Source organism: Herbiconiux sp. L3-i23, assembly GCF_023734115.1.
GTDB lineage: Bacteria > Actinomycetota > Actinomycetes > Actinomycetales > Microbacteriaceae > Naasia.
In genome coordinates this window covers 2,140,948-2,157,539 of the sequence record NZ_AP025737.1, presented here as the reverse complement: position 1 = coordinate 2,157,539, position 16,592 = coordinate 2,140,948, and the positions used below count along the sequence as shown (strand labels likewise).

Sequence of the window (16,592 nt, the reverse complement as noted above, 5' to 3'; positions counted from 1 at the left end):
GGGGCCGTCACCTGTCCTGCAGGTCAGTCGAGGGAAATGCGCGATTCGAGGTCGGGATCGGCGCCCGCGTCGGGATCCGACAGCACCGCGCGCGCGTCGTCGCGCTTCGAGGGGTCGTCGTCGTCCGACAGGTTCCAGAGCAGCACGCCGACCAGGTCGGCGCCGTCGAGGTAGTAGACGACGCCACGGGTACCGTTTTCGCTCCACCGCTCGCGCACGGTGAGCGATCCGTCGATCGTGCCCACCGCCTCGTAGCGCTCGCCGAAGACCGCGGAGTAGTAGTAAGGCGTGTGGTCGTAGGTCTCGTTGGAGCCCGCCATGATGCGGCCGACGACCGGGCCCTGCTCGTTGGCGTTGTCGACGTGCTCGACGCGGCGGCGACCCAGGATGCGGTCGGGGTAGCTGGCGATGTCGCCGGCGGCGAATACGTCGGCGGCGCTGGTCGAGAGGCGCGCGTCGACGATCACGCCGTCGTCGGTCTCGATCCCGGCCTCCTCGAGGATGCCGGTGACCGGGTCGATGCCGAGTCCGACGACCACGGCGTCGACATCGAGGGAACCCGCGTTCCCGAGGTCGAGCCGGACGCCGTCGGCGCTCTCACTGCCCGACTCGACGCGCGTTCCGCGGCGGAGCTCGACGCCCGCGTCGGTGAAGAGTCGCTCGTAGCGCGCGGCGAGTTCGGCGGGGAAGGTGGAGGCGCCGAGCACCTCGTCGGGAGTGACGAGGGTCACGCGGCACCCGTTCTGCACGAGGGCGGCCGCGAGTTCCGACCCGATGTAGCCGCCACCCACCACGGCGACGTGCGGGGCGTCGGCTGCCAGGGTGCGCAGGTGCCGGTAGTCGTCGAAGGACCGGAAGTAGAAGACCCGGTCCGACGCCGGAAGCCCGTCGAGCTCCCTCGGCGTTCCGCCGGTGGCGACCAGCAGGCGACCGTACTCGTGGGAGTCGCCCGCGGCCGTCGTCACCGTATGCGCCCCGGGATCGATCGAGGTCACGACCGTTTCGAGCACCAGGTCGACCGCCGTGTTGTCGAGGTCGAGTGGCACCTGGTCGCGCCCGAACTCGTCATCGGTCCACAGCTTCTTCGACAGCGCGGGCCGCGTATAGGGCGGGTCGACATCGGCGCTGATCACCCCGACGGTGCCCACCTGATCCCGCTCGCGGATGCCGTGCACCGCTCCCGCCGCGACCATGCCTCCGCCGACGATCAGGTAGTCGTACCGGGTCATGCGACCGGTGCTCCCGCACCAGAGTCGATGATCGCGCCGCTCGCCGGCGGAAGCTCGAGTCCGTCGGCGAGGTCCGCGCCCGGATCGGTCGCCACGAGGATGCGTCCGCCGATCGGCAGGCTGATCACCTGATCGGACAGGTTGACGGCGACGCTCAGCGCGCCACGGTGCATCACGAGCCAGCGGGCGTTCTCGTCGAAGTCGACCTCGACCGCTCCGAAGCGCGGGTCGGTCAGTTCGGGCCGGGTGCGACGCAGCTCGATGAGGCGGCGGTAGAGACGGAGCATGCGGGCGTGCGGGGAGTCCTCGGTAGCCGGTTCGCTCCAATCGAGCTTCGACCGCTGATAAGTCTCGGGGTCCTGCGGATCGGGCACGACCTCGGGATCCCAGCCCATCTTCGCAAACTCGGCGATGCGGCCCTTCGCGGTCGCCTCACCGAGATCCTTCTCGGGGTGCGAGGTGAAGAACTGCCACGGGGTCGACGCCGCCCACTCCTCACCCATGAACAGCATGGGGGTCGACGGAGCGGTGAGGGTGATCAGCGCGGCGAGGGCGAGGCGGTTCTCGTCGAGGGTCGCCGAGAGTCGGTCGCCGATGGCACGGTTGCCGATCTGGTCGTGGTCCTGATTGAAGGTCACCAGACGCCAGGCGGGCGTGCGATCGAGGTCGAGCGGGCGCCCGTGGACTCGGCCGCGGAAGGAGGACAGCGACCGGGCGTGGAAGAAGCCCTCCTGCAGCACGGTCGCGAGCGCCTCGACGGAGTCGAAGTCCGCGTAGTAGCCCGTGGTCTCGCCGGTGAGATTGACGTGCAGCGCGTGGTGGAAGTCGTCGCTCCACTGCGCGTCGATGCCCAGACCGTTCGCCTCGCGGGGACGGATCATCTTCGGATCGTTGAGGTCGCTCTCCGCGATGAGGGTGAGGGGGCGTCCGACGTGCGCCGACAGGGCGGCGACCTCCTCGGACATCTCCTCGAGCAGGTGCACCGCCCGGTGATCGAGCAGCGCGTGCACGGCATCGAGCCGGAGCCCGTCGACGTGGTAGTCGCGCAGCCACATCAGGGCATTGTCGAGGATGTAACGGCGGACGACGTCCGAGTCCTCACCGTCGAGGTTCACGGAGGAGCCCCACGTGTTGGCGCTCGCCTCGTGCAGGTACGGGCCGTACTCGGGCAGGTAGTTGCCGCTCGGTCCGAGGTGGTTGTAGACGACGTCCTGGATGACCGCGAGACCGCGCTGGTGGCACGCGTCGACGAAGCGCTGGTAGGCCTCGGGGCCGCCGTAGGTCTCCTGCACGGCGTACCAGAGGACCCCGTCGTAACCCCAGTTGTGCGTGCCGTTGAACGCGTTGACCGGGAGGACCTCGACGTGGGTGACGCCGAGGTCGACGAGGTGGTCGAGCCGCTCGATCGCAGAGTCGAGGGTGCCCTCGGGGGTGTAGGTGCCGATGTGCAGCTCGTAGATCACGGCACCGGGCAGCTGACGACCGGTCCACGCCGCGTCGCCCCACACGTAGGCGGTGGGGTCGAAGACGCGGCTGAGTCCGTGGACGCCGTCGGGCTGGCGCCGCGACCGCGGATCCGGGCGAGGGCTGTCGCTCTCGCCGATCAGATAGCCGTAGTCGCTGCCCTCTGCCTCGACACTCCACCAGCCGTCCGCTTCGGAGAGCATCGGCACGCGCTGCCCGTCGAGCAGCAGGGTCATCGAGGGCGCTTTCGGTGCCCAGACGCGGAACAGGGTCATGGCTTGCCTCCGTCTTCGACGAGCAGTGCAACGGGGTAGTCGGCGAACACGTCGGCGAGCGGCAGCGCGCCGCCCTGGTATCGGCGTCCGGTGATCAGGTCGACGCACGGCGCGGAGCCCACGTCGACGCTCGTGCCCTCCCAGCCGCCCGCCGAAGCGAGGCCGAGCGGAAGCCGGGTGGCGAGGGTGATGGCACCGCCGCGGTCGAAGCCGACGAGGTGCCCTGCGGCCGGTCCGGTCGCGGTGAGCGGCGTGTACGACTCGAACAGCTCCGGCCGGTCGCGGCGCAGGCGCAGCGCGGTCGCGGTGACGAGCAGCTTCGCGGCGCCGGTCTCGTCGACGGCGGGCTTCGCTCCGCCGTCGATCTCGGCGAGGATCCGGCGGCGTTCGGCGAAGTCGACCGGGCGACGGTTATCGGGGTCGACGAGGGAGGTCTCCCACAGTTCGCTGCCCTGATAGACGTCGGGCACGCCGGGCTCGGTGAGCTGCAGCAACTTGGCCGACAGCGAGTTCGACCAGCCGGCGGCCGAGAGGCGGTCGACGAGGCCGTCGACGATGGTGCGCACGCGGGCGTCGTCGAACGCGGCGTCGACCAGGGCGTGCATCCGCCTCTCGAAGTCCTCGTCCGGCGCGGTCCACGTCGTCGAGTCGCCCGCCTCACGCGAAGCCTTCTCGACGTAGGCGTGCAGGCGCTCGCGGCTCGCCGGCCAGGATCCGACGATCGCCTGCCAGATGAGGTTCTCGAGCGGGCCGTCGCCGAGCGGGGCGAGCGTGCGGAGCTCCTCGATCGCCGCAGCCCACTCGTCCGGGATCTCGGCGATAGCGTCGATACGGAAGCGGACGTCCTCGCCGCGCTTCGTGTCGTGCGTCGACAGGGTGGTCATCGAGGCGGGGAAGTTCTCGAAGCGGCGCTGCGCCCGCGTGTGGAACTCGTCGACCGGGATGGCGAACTCCGAAGGATCGGCGCCGACCTCGGTGAGGCTCGTCAGGCGGGAGTAGCGGTAGAACGCGGTGTCCTCGACGCCCTTCGCCATGACCATGCCCGAGGTCTGCTGGAAGCGCTGCGCCGCCGGGTCGTCGGGGTCGGAGAGGATCGGCAGCAGAGCGTCGACGGTGCCCGCGAGGTCGGGACGGTGCTGCTTCGCGAGCTGCGCCGCGTGCTCGAGATGGCCGAGCCCGAAGGGCAGGTAGGAGCGGTAGACCGGGAAGCAGGTCAGGAGCTCGGCGACGGCGTCCGCGATCCGATCGTCGCGCTCGGCGGAGCGGGCCGCGATGATGCGGTCGATGCGGAGCACCTCCGACTTGAGGATGCCGTCGGCGATGCCGCGCTTCGTCGTGTGGATGAGATCGTGCCAGTCGATCGGATCGCCGTCGCGCAGGCGACCGTCGAGTGCATCGAGCGCCGCCTGACCTTCAGGATCGACGAGCACGCGGTCGATGTCGGCGAGCGCGTCGTAGCCGGTGGTGCCCTGCGTCTTCCACTCAGCGGGCATGCGCTCGTCGCCCTCGAGGATCTTCTCGACGAGGACGTACGCGCCCTTCGTCGCCTTGGCGAGGTCGTCGATGTAGGCGCCCGGGTCGAACAGGCCGTCGGGGTGGTCGACGCGGAGGCCGTCGGCGATGCCGTCGGTGATCCACGACACGATGCGCTCGTGCGACTCGTCGAACACCCACGGCACCTCGACGCGGATCGCGGCGAGGGTGTTGACCGCGAAGAAGCGGCGGTAGTTGAGGTCGTAGTCGGCGCGGCGCCAGTCGACGAGTTCGTAGTTCTGTCGGGAGTGCACCTCGACCGGGTCGTCGCCCGCGGAGGCGGTGCCGGCGGCGACGGGGAAGCGGTGGTCGTAGTAATGCAGCTCGAAGCCCGACTCGCCCACTTCGCCCTGTGTTGCGCCGTCCGGACGGGGTGAAGTGGACGACTCGACGAGCGTCAGCGCGGGCAGATCGTCGCCGCTGCCCAAGACGGGGATGCGCAGCTTGCCCTGCCCGAATTCCCAGTCGATGTCGAACGCTTCGGCGTAGCGGGAGTCGCGGCCCTTCTCGAGCACATCCCACCACCACGCCATCGCCGCCGGGGTGGCGACGCCGACGTGGTTCGGCACTATGTCGATCAGCACGCCGAGGCCCGCATCGTGTGCGGCCTTCGCAGCGCGCACGAGCGCCTCGTCGCCGCCACGCGCGGGATCGACGCGCGAGTGGTCGACGACGTCGTAGCCGTGGTCGGACCCCGCCTCGGCTTCGAGCAGCGGTGACAGGTAGACCCAGTCGGCGCCGAGAGCCTTCACGTAGTCGACGGTCGCGGCGACCTCGTCGAGGTCGAACGACTTCCGCACCTGGATGCGGTAGGTGGAGACGGGGATCTTCATGGTCGGTCTGGCCTTTCGGATCCGGTCGGTCACTCGGCGGTGGTGGCGGTGACGGGCGCTGTCGGGTCGACCTGTCCGGCGCTCAGCACCGCGAGGGACGCGGCGACCGAATGGTCGGGCTCCACCTCGGGCTCGGAGTGCGCGCGCAGCACGACCAACGATCGGGCCGCGACGGTCAGCGCACTGCCCTTCTTACGCGGTTCGCTGTCGGCCAGCTGTCCGGCCGTGTCGACGACGATGTCCCAGGTCTCGTCGAACGCGCTCGGCAGCTCGAACTCGACGTCCTCGGGGTCGGCGTTGAAGTAAACGAGGAAGTCGACGTCGACCATCTCCTGGCCGCGTGCGTCGCGCCGATGCACGCCCTGTCCGTTGAGGAAGACGCCGACCGAGCGGGTCTGGCCGGTGTCCCAGTCTTCCGAACGCATCTCCTCGCCGTTCGGGCCGAGCCACAGGATGTCGGGAGCCGGAGCGCCCTCTTCGCGTTCGACAGGGCGGCCGTCGAAGAAGGAGCTGCGGCGGAAGACCGGGTGGTCGCGACGCAGGCGGGAGACGGCGGCCGTGAACTCGACCAGCGGCTCGTCAGCACGGTCCCAGTGCACCCAGCTGATCTCGCTGTCCTGGGCGTAAGTGTTGTTGTTGCCGCCCTGGCTGCGGCCGAGTTCGTCGCCGTGCAGGATCATCGGCACGCCCTGCGAGAGCAGCAGGGTGGCGAGGAAGTTGCGCTGCTGGCGGGCGCGGATGGTGAGGACCTCGGGGTCGTCGGTCGGGCCTTCGGCGCCCGAGTTCCACGACCGGTTGTGCGATTCGCCGTCGTTGTTGTCCTCGCCGTTCGCGTCGTTGTGCTTCTCGTTGTACGAGACGAGGTCGCTGATGGTGAAGCCGTCGTGCGCGGTGACGAAGTTGATCGAGGCGACCGGGCGGCGTCCGTCGTTCTCGTACAGGTCTGCGGATCCGGTGATGCGGGCCGCGAACTCACCCAGGGTGGACGGCTCGCCGCGCCAGAAGTCGCGGACCGTGTCGCGGAACTTGCCGTTCCACTCCGTCCATTGCGGAGGGAAGTTGCCGACCTGGTAGCCGCCGGGGCCGACGTCCCACGGCTCGGCGATGAGCTTGACCTGCGAGACCACCGGGTCCTGCTGCACGAGCTCGAAGAAGGTGGAGAGGCGGTCGACGTCGTAGAACTCGCGGGCGAGGGTCGAGGCGAGGTCGAAGCGGAAGCCGTCGACGCGCATCTCGGTCACCCAGTAGCGCAGGCTGTCCATGATCAGCTGCAGCGCGTGCGGGTGGCGCACGTTGAGGGTGTTGCCGGTGCCCGTGTAGTCGGTGTAGTAGCGCTTGTCGTCTTCTTCGAGGCGGTAGTAGGCCTCGTTGTCGATGCCGCGGAAGCTGAGGGTCGGGCCCATGTGGTTGCCCTCGGCGGTGTGGTTGTAGACCACGTCGAGGATGACCTCGATTCCGGCGGCGTGCATGGTGCGCACCATGCTCTTGAACTCCTGCACCTGCTGGCCGAGCTCGCCGGTCGACGAGTACTCGTTGTGCGGGGCGAAGAAGCCGATGGTGTTGTAGCCCCAGTAATTGCGGAGGCCCTTGTCGAGCAGCGTCGAGTCCTGCACGAACTGGTGCACCGGCATCAGCTCGATCGCGGTGATGCCGAGCTTCTGCAGGTGCTCGATGATCGCGGGGTGGGTGAGACCGGCGTAGGTGCCGCGCTGCTCCTCGGGGATGTCGGGGTGCAGCTCGGTGAGGCCCTTGACGTGGGCCTCGTAGATGACGCTCTCGGAATACGGGGTCTTGGGGTGCCGGTCGCCCGCCCAGTCGAAGAACGGGTTGATGACCACCGAGTGCATCACGTGCGCGGCGGAGTCGTCGTCGTTGCGCGAATCAGGGTCGCCGAAGTTGTAGGAGAAGAGAGCCTGATCCCAGTCGTACGCCCCGGCCGTGGCCTTCGAGTACGGGTCGAGGAGCACCTTGTTGGGGTTGAAGCGCTTGCCCTCCGCGGGGCTGTAGTCGCCGTGCACGCGGAACCCGTATCGCTGCCCTGGCTGCACCTGCGGGAGGTAGGCGTGCCAGACGAAGGCGTCGACATCCTGCAGTTCGACACGGGTCTCGGTGCCGTCCTCGTCGAAGAGGCACAGCTCGATCCGTTCAGCCCCTTCGCTGAAGATCGCGAAGTTGGTTCCGCTGCCGTCGAAAGTCGCTCCGAGGGGGTAGGCGGTTCCGGGCCAGGCTTCCATGAATCCTCCGTCTGGGGCTCGATCTGCTGATCAAACTACAAGCGGATGAACTCTCTCAGACCGATGCTGAGAACCACCCAGGCGGCTCCCCGCTTTTTCCCACCCCACCCCCGCGATCCGATGTTGCGGGCACAGACGCACGTTGCGGCGGGCGCGCAAGCCCGGAACGTGCTTTCTCGTCCCTGGGGCGCCAGCAGTGTCGGGCGGCGAACGTCAGGGAGACGGGGTCAGCGGAACGGGCGGACGATATCCGCGATCAATTCCAGGTGGTCCGTGTCGGCCAGGTCGATGACCTGCACGTAGACGCGCTCGGCGCCGAGGTCGCGCAGGCGGCCCAGGCGGTCCTCCACCTCGGCGCGCGTGCCGCCGAGATTCGTGCGGCGCAGGTCGGCCGGATTCGAGCCGATCGCGGCGGCGCGCCGCTGGAACTCGGACTCGTCCTCGCCGACGACCGTCGCGAGGGCGACCGAGTACTTGAGGTCGTCGGGGTCGCGTCCGATGCTGTCGGCGGCCTCCCGGACGCGGGCGAAGTTCGCGGCCACTCCGGCGTCATCGACGAAGTTGGCGTTGTACTCGCTGGCGAAGCGGGCGGCGGCGAGCGGGGTCCGCTTGGCGCCCGAACCGCCGACGATGACAGGGATGCGGTCCTGGATCGGCTTCGGCAACGCGGGGGAGTCCTCGAGCGAGTAGTGACGGCCCGCGAAGTGGAAGGTCTCGCCGACCGGGGTCGACCAGAGTCCTGTCACGATCTCGAGCTGCTCCTCGAGGATCCCGAACCGCTTCTCGGGGAACGGGATGCCGTACGCCCGGTGCTCCGCGCCGTACCAGCCGGTGCCGAGGCCGAGCTCGGCGCGACCGCCCGACATCCGATCGACCTGGGCGACCTGGATCGCGAGGACGCCGGGGTAGCGGTAGGTGACCGACGAGACGAGGGTGCCGAGGCGGATCCGCTCAGTCTCGCGTGAAAGACCGGCGAGCGTCGTCCACGCGTCGGTCGGGCCGGGCAGCCCGTCGAAGTGGTCGCCCATCTTGAGGTAGTGGTCGCTGCGGAACCACCCGTCGAAGCCGAGCCTCTCTGCGAGCTGCGCGCTGGCGAGCAGCTCCTCGTACTCGTATCCCTGCTGCGGCTCGGTGAAAATGCAGAACTCCACCCCCGCACCCTAGTAGGGCGTTCCGGGCGAAAGCGCACTGGGCCCATCGTCGCCCGTTCGCGGCGAGGGATCCGGCGGGCCCCCGGCGCCGGAACGTGCGCGCGGCCGACTTCACAGGGCTGCATTGGCTCAGCAGACGCGCAGCGGGCAAGCCGCGAACGACGGGTGCCGCGAGAACGCACGTTCCGGGCACGTGCGCCCGCCGGATCCCCCCGCGCGAACGGGCGCGGGTGGGCCCAGTGCGTCTGTGCCCGCAATATCGGATCGTGCGAGTGCGTTGCGGCGGACGGGGCCCGCCGGATGCCTCGCCGCGAACGGGCGACGATGGGCCCAGTGCGCGTTCGCCCGGAACGCCCTACGCGGGGGTAGTGTGAGCCGTGAACACGGGAGTCCGGTATGCCGGGCTGAGAGGAAGCTTCTCCAAGCTTCGACCGTCGAACCTGATCTGGGTAATGCCAGCGCAGGGAGGCCTCTTTCAATTTCTCCCGTGCCCTCCATGTCACAACGACACGAAAGGGGCACGATCTTCGTGACCGCTGCAACACCATCCACCACCGAGTCCACCGCAGACAACTCGCGCACCCGCTGGCGGGTCGTCGACATCGTGACCGCCAGCGTCCTCGGCGTCGCGCTCGGCCTCGTCTTCATCCTCTGGAACACCGCCGGGTCCCCGTTGCGCGACGCCCTCGGCGCGCTCGTCCCCGGACTCAGCGCGCTGCTCGCCGGCATCTGGCTGCTGCCCGCCGTGATCGGCGCCCTCATCATCCGCAAGCCGGGCGCGGCGCTCTACACCGAGCTGCTCGCCGCCACCGTGTCGGTGCTCATCGTCCCGAACGAGTGGGGATGGTGGACCATCGAGGCCGGTCTAGTGCAGGGACTCGGCGCCGAGCTCGTCTTCGCCCTGTTTTTCTACCGCCGCTGGGGCATCGTCCCGGCACTCCTCGCCGGTGCCGGCGCGGGGCTCGCCATGGCGGTCAACGACCTCATCGTCTGGTACGCGAGCGCACTCACCCCCACCTTCGCCGTCGTCTACACGGTCAGCTCGGTCGTCACCGGCATCGTGCTCGCGGGGCTGCTCGGCTGGCTGCTCGTCCGTGCCATCGCCCGCACCGGAGCGCTCTCGCGGTTCGCGTCGGGTCGCGAGCACAGCGAGCTCGTCTGATCGGGCGCATGTCCAGCATGCGGGGGCGCCGAGCGCAGGAGACGGTCGCGGCGAAGTCGGTGTCCGACCGCCGCGAGCGCTCCGCGGGCGGCGCCTCCGTCGACGTGCAGGGCTGGGGGTGGCGTCACGCCGCCCGGCGCGCCTTCGCTCTCGACGGAGTCGATCTCCGCATCGAACCAGGGGAGCGCATCCTCCTGCTCGGCGCGTCCGGATCGGGCAAGTCGACGCTGCTGCACGGGATCGCCGGGCTGCTGGGCGGGGCCGACGAGGGCGAGCAACGCGGACGCATCCTCGTCGACGGCGCCCCCGCCGACGCGCAGCGTGGACGCATCGGCCTGGTGCTGCAGGACCCGGACACGCAGGCGGTGCTCGCCCGCGTCGGCGACGACGTGGCGTTCGGCCTGGAGAACCTCGGGGTGCCGCCGCAGGAGATCGGTCCCCGCGTCACCGCGGCGCTCGCCGCGGTCGGGCTCGACGTTCCGCTCGACCGTTCCACGTCCGCGCTGTCGGGCGGGCAGAAGCAGCGGCTCGCTCTCGCGGGCGTGCTCGCGATGGAGCCCGGTTTGATCCTGCTCGACGAGCCGACCGCGAACCTCGATCCGGACGGCGCCTCTGAGATCCGGGATGCGGTCGCCCGCGTCGCCGAGGGACGCACCCTCGTCGTCATCGAGCACCGGGTGTCCGTCTGGTGGGAGCTCGTCACCCGCGTCGTCGTCCTCGGTGTCGACGGGATCCTCGCCGACGGGCGGCCCGACGAGGTGCTCGCCGGTTACCGCTCCCAAATGGACGCTGCCGGGATCTGGCTGCCGCACCGGCCGGAGGAGCGCACTGCGCGACCGGTGCCGCGCAACGGGGACGACCTCCTCACGGCATCCGCCCTCTCGGTCGGGCGCGCGCGGGATACGGCGGTCGCCTCGGACATCGACCTGACGATCCGCGAAGGGTCGGCCCTCGGGATCACGGGACCGAACGGTGCAGGGAAGTCGACTCTCGCGCTCACCGTCGCCGGCCTCCTCCCACCGCAGAGCGGAACGCTCGCCGCCACTACGCGGCTGCGGAACGGCCTCGCGCAGAGCGAACCGCGCCGCTGGCGCTCCCGTGACCTGCTGACCCGCATCGGGACCGTCTTCCAGAGCCCCGAGCACCAGTTCCTCACCGGAACGGTCCGCGCCGAACTCGAACTCGGGCCGCGCGCGCTCGGCCTGCGCGGCGAAGGTCTCGACGCTGCGGTCGGGCCGTTGCTCGAGCGCCTGCGCCTCAGCCGTCTCGACCGCGCTAATCCGTACTCGTTGTCGGGCGGGGAGAAGCGCAGGCTCTCGGTCGCGACGGTGCTCGCCACCGCTCCCGCGCTGCTGGTGCTCGACGAGCCGACCTTCGGGCAGGATGCCGGCACCTTGCGCGAACTGCTCGACCTCTTCCGCGAGCAACTCGACGACGGGCGCGCGATCGTCGCCGTGACCCACGACCGCGAGGTCGTCGACGCCCTGTGCGACGAGGAGCTCGTTCTCAAACGCCACGGGGGAGCCGTGCGATGACCTTGCTCGCGCCGGTCACCGGGAACCGCGCGATCCATCTGATCAACCCCGTCGCGAAGATCGCGGCGTCCGCGGCCATCGCCGTCGCGTTGCTCATCACCATCGACCCCGTGTCGGGGGCGACGGCGCTGGCGCTCGAACTGTTGCTCATCCCGTTCGCCGGCGTTCCCTGGCGCTCCCTGCTGCTGCGGCTCACCCCGATCCTGATCGCGGCGCCGCTCACCGCCGTGACGCTCGCGCTCTACGGCGCTCCGTCCGGTGAGGTGCACTGGCGCTTCCTGCTCATCACGGTGAGCGACGGCTCGCTCGCTCTCGCCTTCGCGGCCATGCTCCGCGTCCTCGCCATCGGCGTGCCCGCGGTGCTCCTAGTCGCGACGGTCGACTCCACGGATCTCGCCGACGGGCTCGCGCAGACCTGGCGCCTGCCCGCCCGGTTCGTGCTCGGCGGACTCGCGGCGTTCCGTCTGGTCGGCCTGCTCGCCGAGGACTGGCGGGCGATCGTGCTCGCCCGCCGCGCCCGCGGTGTCGGCGACTCGGGCGGCGTGCTGGGCCGCATCCGGTTCGCGCTCGGTCTCGCCTTCTCGCTGCTCGTGCTCGCGCTGCGCCGCGCCGGGACCCTCGCGACCGCGATGGAGGCCCGCGGATTCGGTCGGACGGGAACCAGGACGTGGGCTCGCCCGGCGCGCTTCGGTGCGGCCGAATGGGCACTCGTCGGCGTCGGTGTCATCATCGCGGCCGTCGCGCTCGCCGCATCCGTCGGGCTCGGCACCTTCACCTTCATCGGGGCGCGATGAGTGGGGATGCGCGCGGCTCGGCCGACCTACGGACATTGGCCTCGTCGATCGCCGAGTCGGTGCGCGCCCGAGGCGACGACCGGCCGATCGTCCTGCTCGACGGTGGGTCGGGGGCGGGGAAGAGCACGCTTGCGACGCCTCTCGCTGCAGCACTCGGGGCGGAGCTGGTCCGTCTCGACGACGTCTACCCAGGATGGGACGGGCTCGAGGCGGGCAGCGAGGCCGTGCACACCGAGATCATCCCGCTGTCACGGTGGCACCGGTGGGACTGGAACGGTTCGGCTCCGGCGGAGCGGCACCACATCGACGACACCCGGCCCCTGATCGTCGAGGGGTGCGGTGCGCTGAGCCGTGCGGCGCGTCGTCTCGCGACCTTCGGGATCTGGATCGACCTCGACCCGGACGAGCGTCGACGCCGTGCGATCGCCCGCGATGGCGACACCTACGAGCCGCACTGGGAGCGATGGGCGGAGCAGGAGCGCGCCTTCTTCCTCCGCGAGCATCCCGACCGCCTCGCAGACCTCGTGCTCGACGGCCACCGCGTTCCGTAGAACGTCTGTCGAATCTCACGGCCTGGACGCGCAGTTCGACCGGTGCGACCGCCGCGACTGACCGAATCAAGGACATCCGAGCGGGAACGGCCCCGGATCGGCATGAATGTGCGACTCGACCCCGCTTTTTCCTTGATTCGGTCAGTGTCCACCGGCGTCGCTGACCAAGTACAGGAGATTTTCGCCTCGGGTGGCCATATCGGGGCTGAAACGGGCCCTCGGGATCAAAATCTCCTGCATTTGGTCGGAGACCGTGACGACGGACTGACCGAATCAAGGAGATCTCGCTCTTCGCGTGCCCGGATCGGCGTGAACGTGTGACTAGACCCCGGGTTTTACTTGATTTGGTCAGTGCGCGCCTGCGTCGCTGACCAAGTGCAGGAGATTCTCACCTCGAGCGGCCATATCCGGGCCGAAACGGGTGCTCGGCGTCAGAATCTCCTGCATTTGGTCAGGCCCCGAGCGCCTGCCGCTGACCGAATCAAGGAGATCTCGGCGTTGGCGGGCTCGGATCGGCATGAAAGTGTGACTCGACCCCGGTTTTTCCTTGATTTGGTCAGTGGCAGGCCGCGGTCCAGGGTCAGTCGGAGGAAACCATGTCGAGGAAGCCGGGGACCATGACGCCCGGGTGCAGCAGGCGCCAGACGGGGCCAGGATCTCCGACCGTCTCGGCCAGCACGAGCGGGGAGCTCTGTTCGCCGACGAGGGTTTCGGCGACGACGCGGCCGACCTCGCGGCCCTTGCGTCCGACGGTGAGCTCCTCGAGTTCGACGGCGACGCTCGCTCCCGGGTCGACTCCGTTCCAACCGATGCCGAAGAGGTCCACCTCGGCGACGGCGTCGACCCTCTGATCCCACTGCGTGGTGAACGTTCCGTACGACTTCCCGGCGACGACGACCGGCTGCAACGCGAGGGCTGTCGGCAGGCTCGCGAGCAGGGCGCTGACGTCGGCGTCCAGGCTGTCATAGCTCGGTTCCCCGGCGAACGCGCCGTAGACGGTGGCCGAGCCGCCCGTCACTTCAGCCTCGTAGGCGAAGAGCAGGACGACGCCCGCCTCGTCCGTATAGCTGCGGGAGATGCCGAGCAGCCCCTGCGCGGTGCGGTAGGAGATGGTGTTCTCGAAGTCGAGTCCGCGCAGCGTCGTCGCGCTCGGAGTCGCGACGATCTCGCCGACCAGGGGGTCCGCCATCGCGAGTGCCGCGAGACGGGCGAGATCGGTGCCGGTCGACACGCTCTCGGCCGACAGGCCCGTCGCATCGGCGACCCGAGTGCCGTCGAGACCGTGCTCGGCCAGCCAAGCGGTCGCCGCCTCGAGATACCCGTCCATCGTGCCGAACGCCCACCGCGCCAGCATCTCGGCGTGATTGTTGCTGGATGCGATGAGCGTCGCCTGCAGAGTCTCCCGCTCGCTCCACTGATCACCGGGTACCACCCTGACCGCCTTCGTCCCCTCCGCCTGGTAGCGCGAGTAGGCGGCGAAGTCGTGGGCCGTCACCGGGATCGCCGGGCCGGCGCGGCCTTCGATGAGCGGGTACTGCTCGAGCACGACGAGGGCGGTGACGAGCTTCGCGCTCGCCGCCATCGGGATCGGGTCGGCGGTGCCGGCGGTGAGCGGGGCGGCATCGGCGGACAGCGTGACCGCGCTCGCCCCGTCGGCGCTCAGCGCGACCACTGGGGCCGACTCGGACGGGACCGACTCCGCCGAGACCGCGACGCCGTCGGCGGCGGGCAGCGGCGCGAGCAGCGCGACGGGACCGTACACGGCGAGGGCGAGGATGAGCACCGCGACCGCTCCGACGACCACCCGATTGCGTTCACGCCGTGCCATGCCGTCAGGGTAGCTGCGAGGCGGTCGGCGACTCTCCAGCATCGCCGATGAGGGGTCGCTAGGGTTGCCGTATGAGTGATGCACAGACCCCTTCGAACGTGAAGTACCTGGCGGAGTTCGTCGGCGGTCCGCTCGACGGCACCACCGAGACCCGGGTGCTCGTCGACGGTAAGTACGACCGCGAGGTCAGCTCCATCGCGGCCGTCGGGGGAGCGGAGTCGCTCTACTGGTACACCGCCGGCGACACCCGCGAGATCGAGGGCGAGCTGCACGTCACGTACAGCTTCGACCGCTCCGACAGCGACCCGGTGACCGCCGACGAGGAAGACGACTCGCTGCGCTTCTGACGCGAGCTACCCCTCAGCGGCGCCGCGACGTCCAGAGGTAGACGGCGCCGCCGACGAGCAGCCCCCAGAAGGCGCTGCCGATGCCGACGACCGCCATGCCCGACGCGACCACCACGAACGTCGCCGCCGCAGCGAGGCGGTGACGTTCGTCCGCGAAGGCGGAGACGAGCCCCGAGATGAAGGCGCCGATCAGGGCGAGTCCGGCGACCGCTTCGATGAGAAGCGGTGAGGCTCCGGTGACGAAGCTGCCTGCGATGCCGGCGGCGAGTCCCAGCGGCAGGTAGGAGATGCCCCCGGCCACCGCGGCGATCCACCGTCGACCGCGGTCGGGATGCGCGTCGGGTCCGGCCATGATGGCGGCCGAGAGCGCCGCGAGATTCACCGCGTGCGCGCCGAACGGGGCACCGATCATCGTCGCCGCGCCCGAGCCGACCAGCACCGCCCGCGTGGGCACGTGGTCGTATCCGAAGGTGCTCAGCACGGCGAATCCGGGCACGTTCTGTCCGGCCATCGTGACGATGTAGAGCGGGATTCCGAGGCTCACGATGACGAGCGGATCGAGCTCGGGGATCACGAGGTGCAGGCCGGGCAGCGCCGATCCGGCCTCGATCGGCGCGCCGCCGCTGACGATGACGATGCCGATCAGGGCGACGACCATCGCCGCCGGCACCGCCCACCGCGGGGCGAAGCGTTGCAGCACCAGCCAGACGACGACGATCGGGAGCGCCAGCAGAGGCGCTTCCACCGACGCGGTCACCGGCGCGAGACACAGCGGGAAGAGGATTCCCGCGAGCATCGCGCCCGTGAGCGGAGCCGGGATGCTCGTCATCATGCGGCCGAGTCGCGGCCAGAGTCCGGTGAGCACGACGAGGGCACCGCACACGATGAACGCGCCGACCGCGGCTCCGAACGACGAGGTCGAGCCCTGCGCGGCGACGAGGAGCGCGGCCCCCGGCGTCGACCAGGCGAACGACAGCGGCTGACGGGCGCGCCACGACAGCACCACGGCGAGAGCGGCCTGCAGCAGGCACAGCGTCAGCAGACCGGACGCGGCCTCGGCGGGCGTCGCACCCACCGCGAGCAGTCCGGCGAGAACGACCGCGAAGGTGCTCGCGAACCCGGTGACGGCGCCGACAATACCGGCGACAATCGGCTGGACGATGAGGCCCGACCTCTCAGGCCCAACCGAGCTCGTGGAGCCGGTCGTCGTCGATGCCGTAGAAGTGTGCGATCTCGTGGACGAGCGTCACGTGCACCTCGTCACGGAGGGTCTCTTCGTCGTCGCAGATGGCCAGCAGCGGCTCGCGGAAGATCACGATGCGGTCGGGCATCTCGCCGAACCCGTACTGGCCGCGTTCGGTGACGGCCACGCCGTCGTAGACGCCGAGCAGATCGAGCGATCCGTCTTCGGGACGGTCCTCGACGACGAAGACGACGTTCTCGAGCCCATCGACCATGTCGTCGGGCAGCGCGTCGAGCTCATCGACGACCAGCTGCTCGAACCGCTCCGCCGTCATCTCCACGTTCCGACTCCTCAGTGATCGGGGGAGATACGACGAAAGGAAGAAGTGGGGTGAACGACGGGACTCGAACCCGCGACATCCGGCACCACAAGCCAGCGCTCTACCAACTGAGCTACGCCCACCATGCGCACCA

General features: G+C 69.8%; 13 protein-coding genes, 1 tRNA gene and 1 riboswitch. Of the genes, 5 read left to right on the top strand and 9 right to left on the bottom strand.

All coding sequences use genetic code 11. The annotated features are described in order from the left end of the window. Nucleotides 1-23 precede the first annotated feature (23 nt). The 5 genes from NGH83_RS10265 to NGH83_RS10245 form a co-directional block, all read right to left on the bottom strand. Nucleotides 24-1,229 (bottom strand): NAD(P)/FAD-dependent oxidoreductase, encoded by a 1,206-nt coding sequence (locus NGH83_RS10265; RefSeq protein WP_251856158.1) that lies wholly within the window; start codon nt 1,227-1,229, stop codon nt 24-26. Beyond that, nucleotides 1,226-2,968, bottom strand: coding sequence for a malto-oligosyltrehalose trehalohydrolase (gene treZ, locus NGH83_RS10260; protein ID WP_251856157.1), 1,743 nt, complete (start codon nt 2,966-2,968; stop codon nt 1,226-1,228). Before treZ ends, NGH83_RS10265 begins: the two co-directional genes overlap by 4 nt. Then, the gene (treY, locus tag NGH83_RS10255; RefSeq protein WP_251856156.1) at nt 2,965-5,334 is read right to left on the bottom strand and encodes a malto-oligosyltrehalose synthase; all 2,370 of its coding nucleotides are present in this window, start codon (nt 5,332-5,334) and stop codon (nt 2,965-2,967) included. Before treY ends, treZ begins: the two co-directional genes overlap by 4 nt. A gap of 29 nt (nt 5,335-5,363) precedes the next feature. Further along, entirely contained in the window at nt 5,364-7,568 is a 2,205-nt protein-coding gene (glgX, locus tag NGH83_RS10250) for a glycogen debranching protein GlgX (protein ID WP_251856155.1), read from the bottom strand. Nucleotides 7,569-7,795: 227 nt separating this feature from the next. Next, nucleotides 7,796-8,719: an LLM class F420-dependent oxidoreductase gene (locus tag NGH83_RS10245; RefSeq protein WP_251856154.1), complete on the bottom strand. Its 924-nt coding sequence runs from the start codon at nt 8,717-8,719 to the stop codon at nt 7,796-7,798. A 373-nt stretch (nt 8,720-9,092) separates the two neighbouring features. Next, nucleotides 9,093-9,203, top strand: a riboswitch (TPP riboswitch). Between the two features lie 12 nt (nt 9,204-9,215). Between NGH83_RS10245 and NGH83_RS10240 the strand changes: the two genes are divergently transcribed. The 4 genes from NGH83_RS10240 to NGH83_RS10225 are packed head-to-tail and all read left to right on the top strand — an operon-like array spanning nt 9,216 to nt 12,761. Next, a complete protein-coding gene (locus tag NGH83_RS10240; RefSeq protein WP_251856153.1) occupies nt 9,216-9,881 on the top strand; it encodes an ECF transporter S component in 666 nt (221 codons plus the stop codon). 8 nt (nt 9,882-9,889) lie between these two features. Further along, complete coding sequence (locus NGH83_RS10235) at nt 9,890-11,416, top strand: ABC transporter ATP-binding protein (RefSeq protein ID WP_251856152.1); 1,527 nt, start codon at nt 9,890-9,892, stop codon at nt 11,414-11,416. Continuing rightward, on the top strand, nt 11,413-12,210 hold the full coding sequence (locus NGH83_RS10230) for an energy-coupling factor transporter transmembrane protein EcfT (protein ID WP_251856151.1): 798 nt from the start codon (nt 11,413-11,415) through the stop codon (nt 12,208-12,210). Before NGH83_RS10235 ends, NGH83_RS10230 begins: the two co-directional genes overlap by 4 nt. Before the next feature lie 35 nt (nt 12,211-12,245). Then, complete coding sequence (locus tag NGH83_RS10225; RefSeq protein ID WP_251856150.1) at nt 12,246-12,761, top strand: ATP-binding protein; 516 nt, start codon at nt 12,246-12,248, stop codon at nt 12,759-12,761. Between the two features lie 580 nt (nt 12,762-13,341). On the opposite strand, the gene NGH83_RS10220 is transcribed toward NGH83_RS10225, so the two are convergent. After that, on the bottom strand, nt 13,342-14,589 hold the full coding sequence (locus NGH83_RS10220) for a hypothetical protein (RefSeq protein ID WP_251856149.1): 1,248 nt from the start codon (nt 14,587-14,589) through the stop codon (nt 13,342-13,344). A 71-nt stretch (nt 14,590-14,660) separates the two neighbouring features. Between NGH83_RS10220 and NGH83_RS10215 the strand changes: the two genes are divergently transcribed. After that, nucleotides 14,661-14,936, top strand: a complete 276-nt coding sequence (locus NGH83_RS10215) for a hypothetical protein (protein ID WP_251856148.1) — start codon at nt 14,661-14,663, stop codon at nt 14,934-14,936. A gap of 13 nt (nt 14,937-14,949) precedes the next feature. On the opposite strand, the gene NGH83_RS10210 is transcribed toward NGH83_RS10215, so the two are convergent. The 3 genes from NGH83_RS10210 to NGH83_RS10200 form a co-directional block, all read right to left on the bottom strand. Beyond that, complete coding sequence (locus tag NGH83_RS10210; RefSeq protein WP_371872799.1) at nt 14,950-16,086, bottom strand: benzoate/H(+) symporter BenE family transporter; 1,137 nt, start codon at nt 16,084-16,086, stop codon at nt 14,950-14,952. Nucleotides 16,087-16,111: 25 nt separating this feature from the next. After that, a complete protein-coding gene (locus NGH83_RS10205; protein WP_251858508.1) occupies nt 16,112-16,453 on the bottom strand; it encodes a metallopeptidase family protein in 342 nt (113 codons plus the stop codon). A 52-nt stretch (nt 16,454-16,505) separates the two neighbouring features. Continuing rightward, nucleotides 16,506-16,581: transfer RNA gene (locus NGH83_RS10200), tRNA-His, on the bottom strand. Between the last annotated feature and the right edge of the window lie 11 nt (nt 16,582-16,592).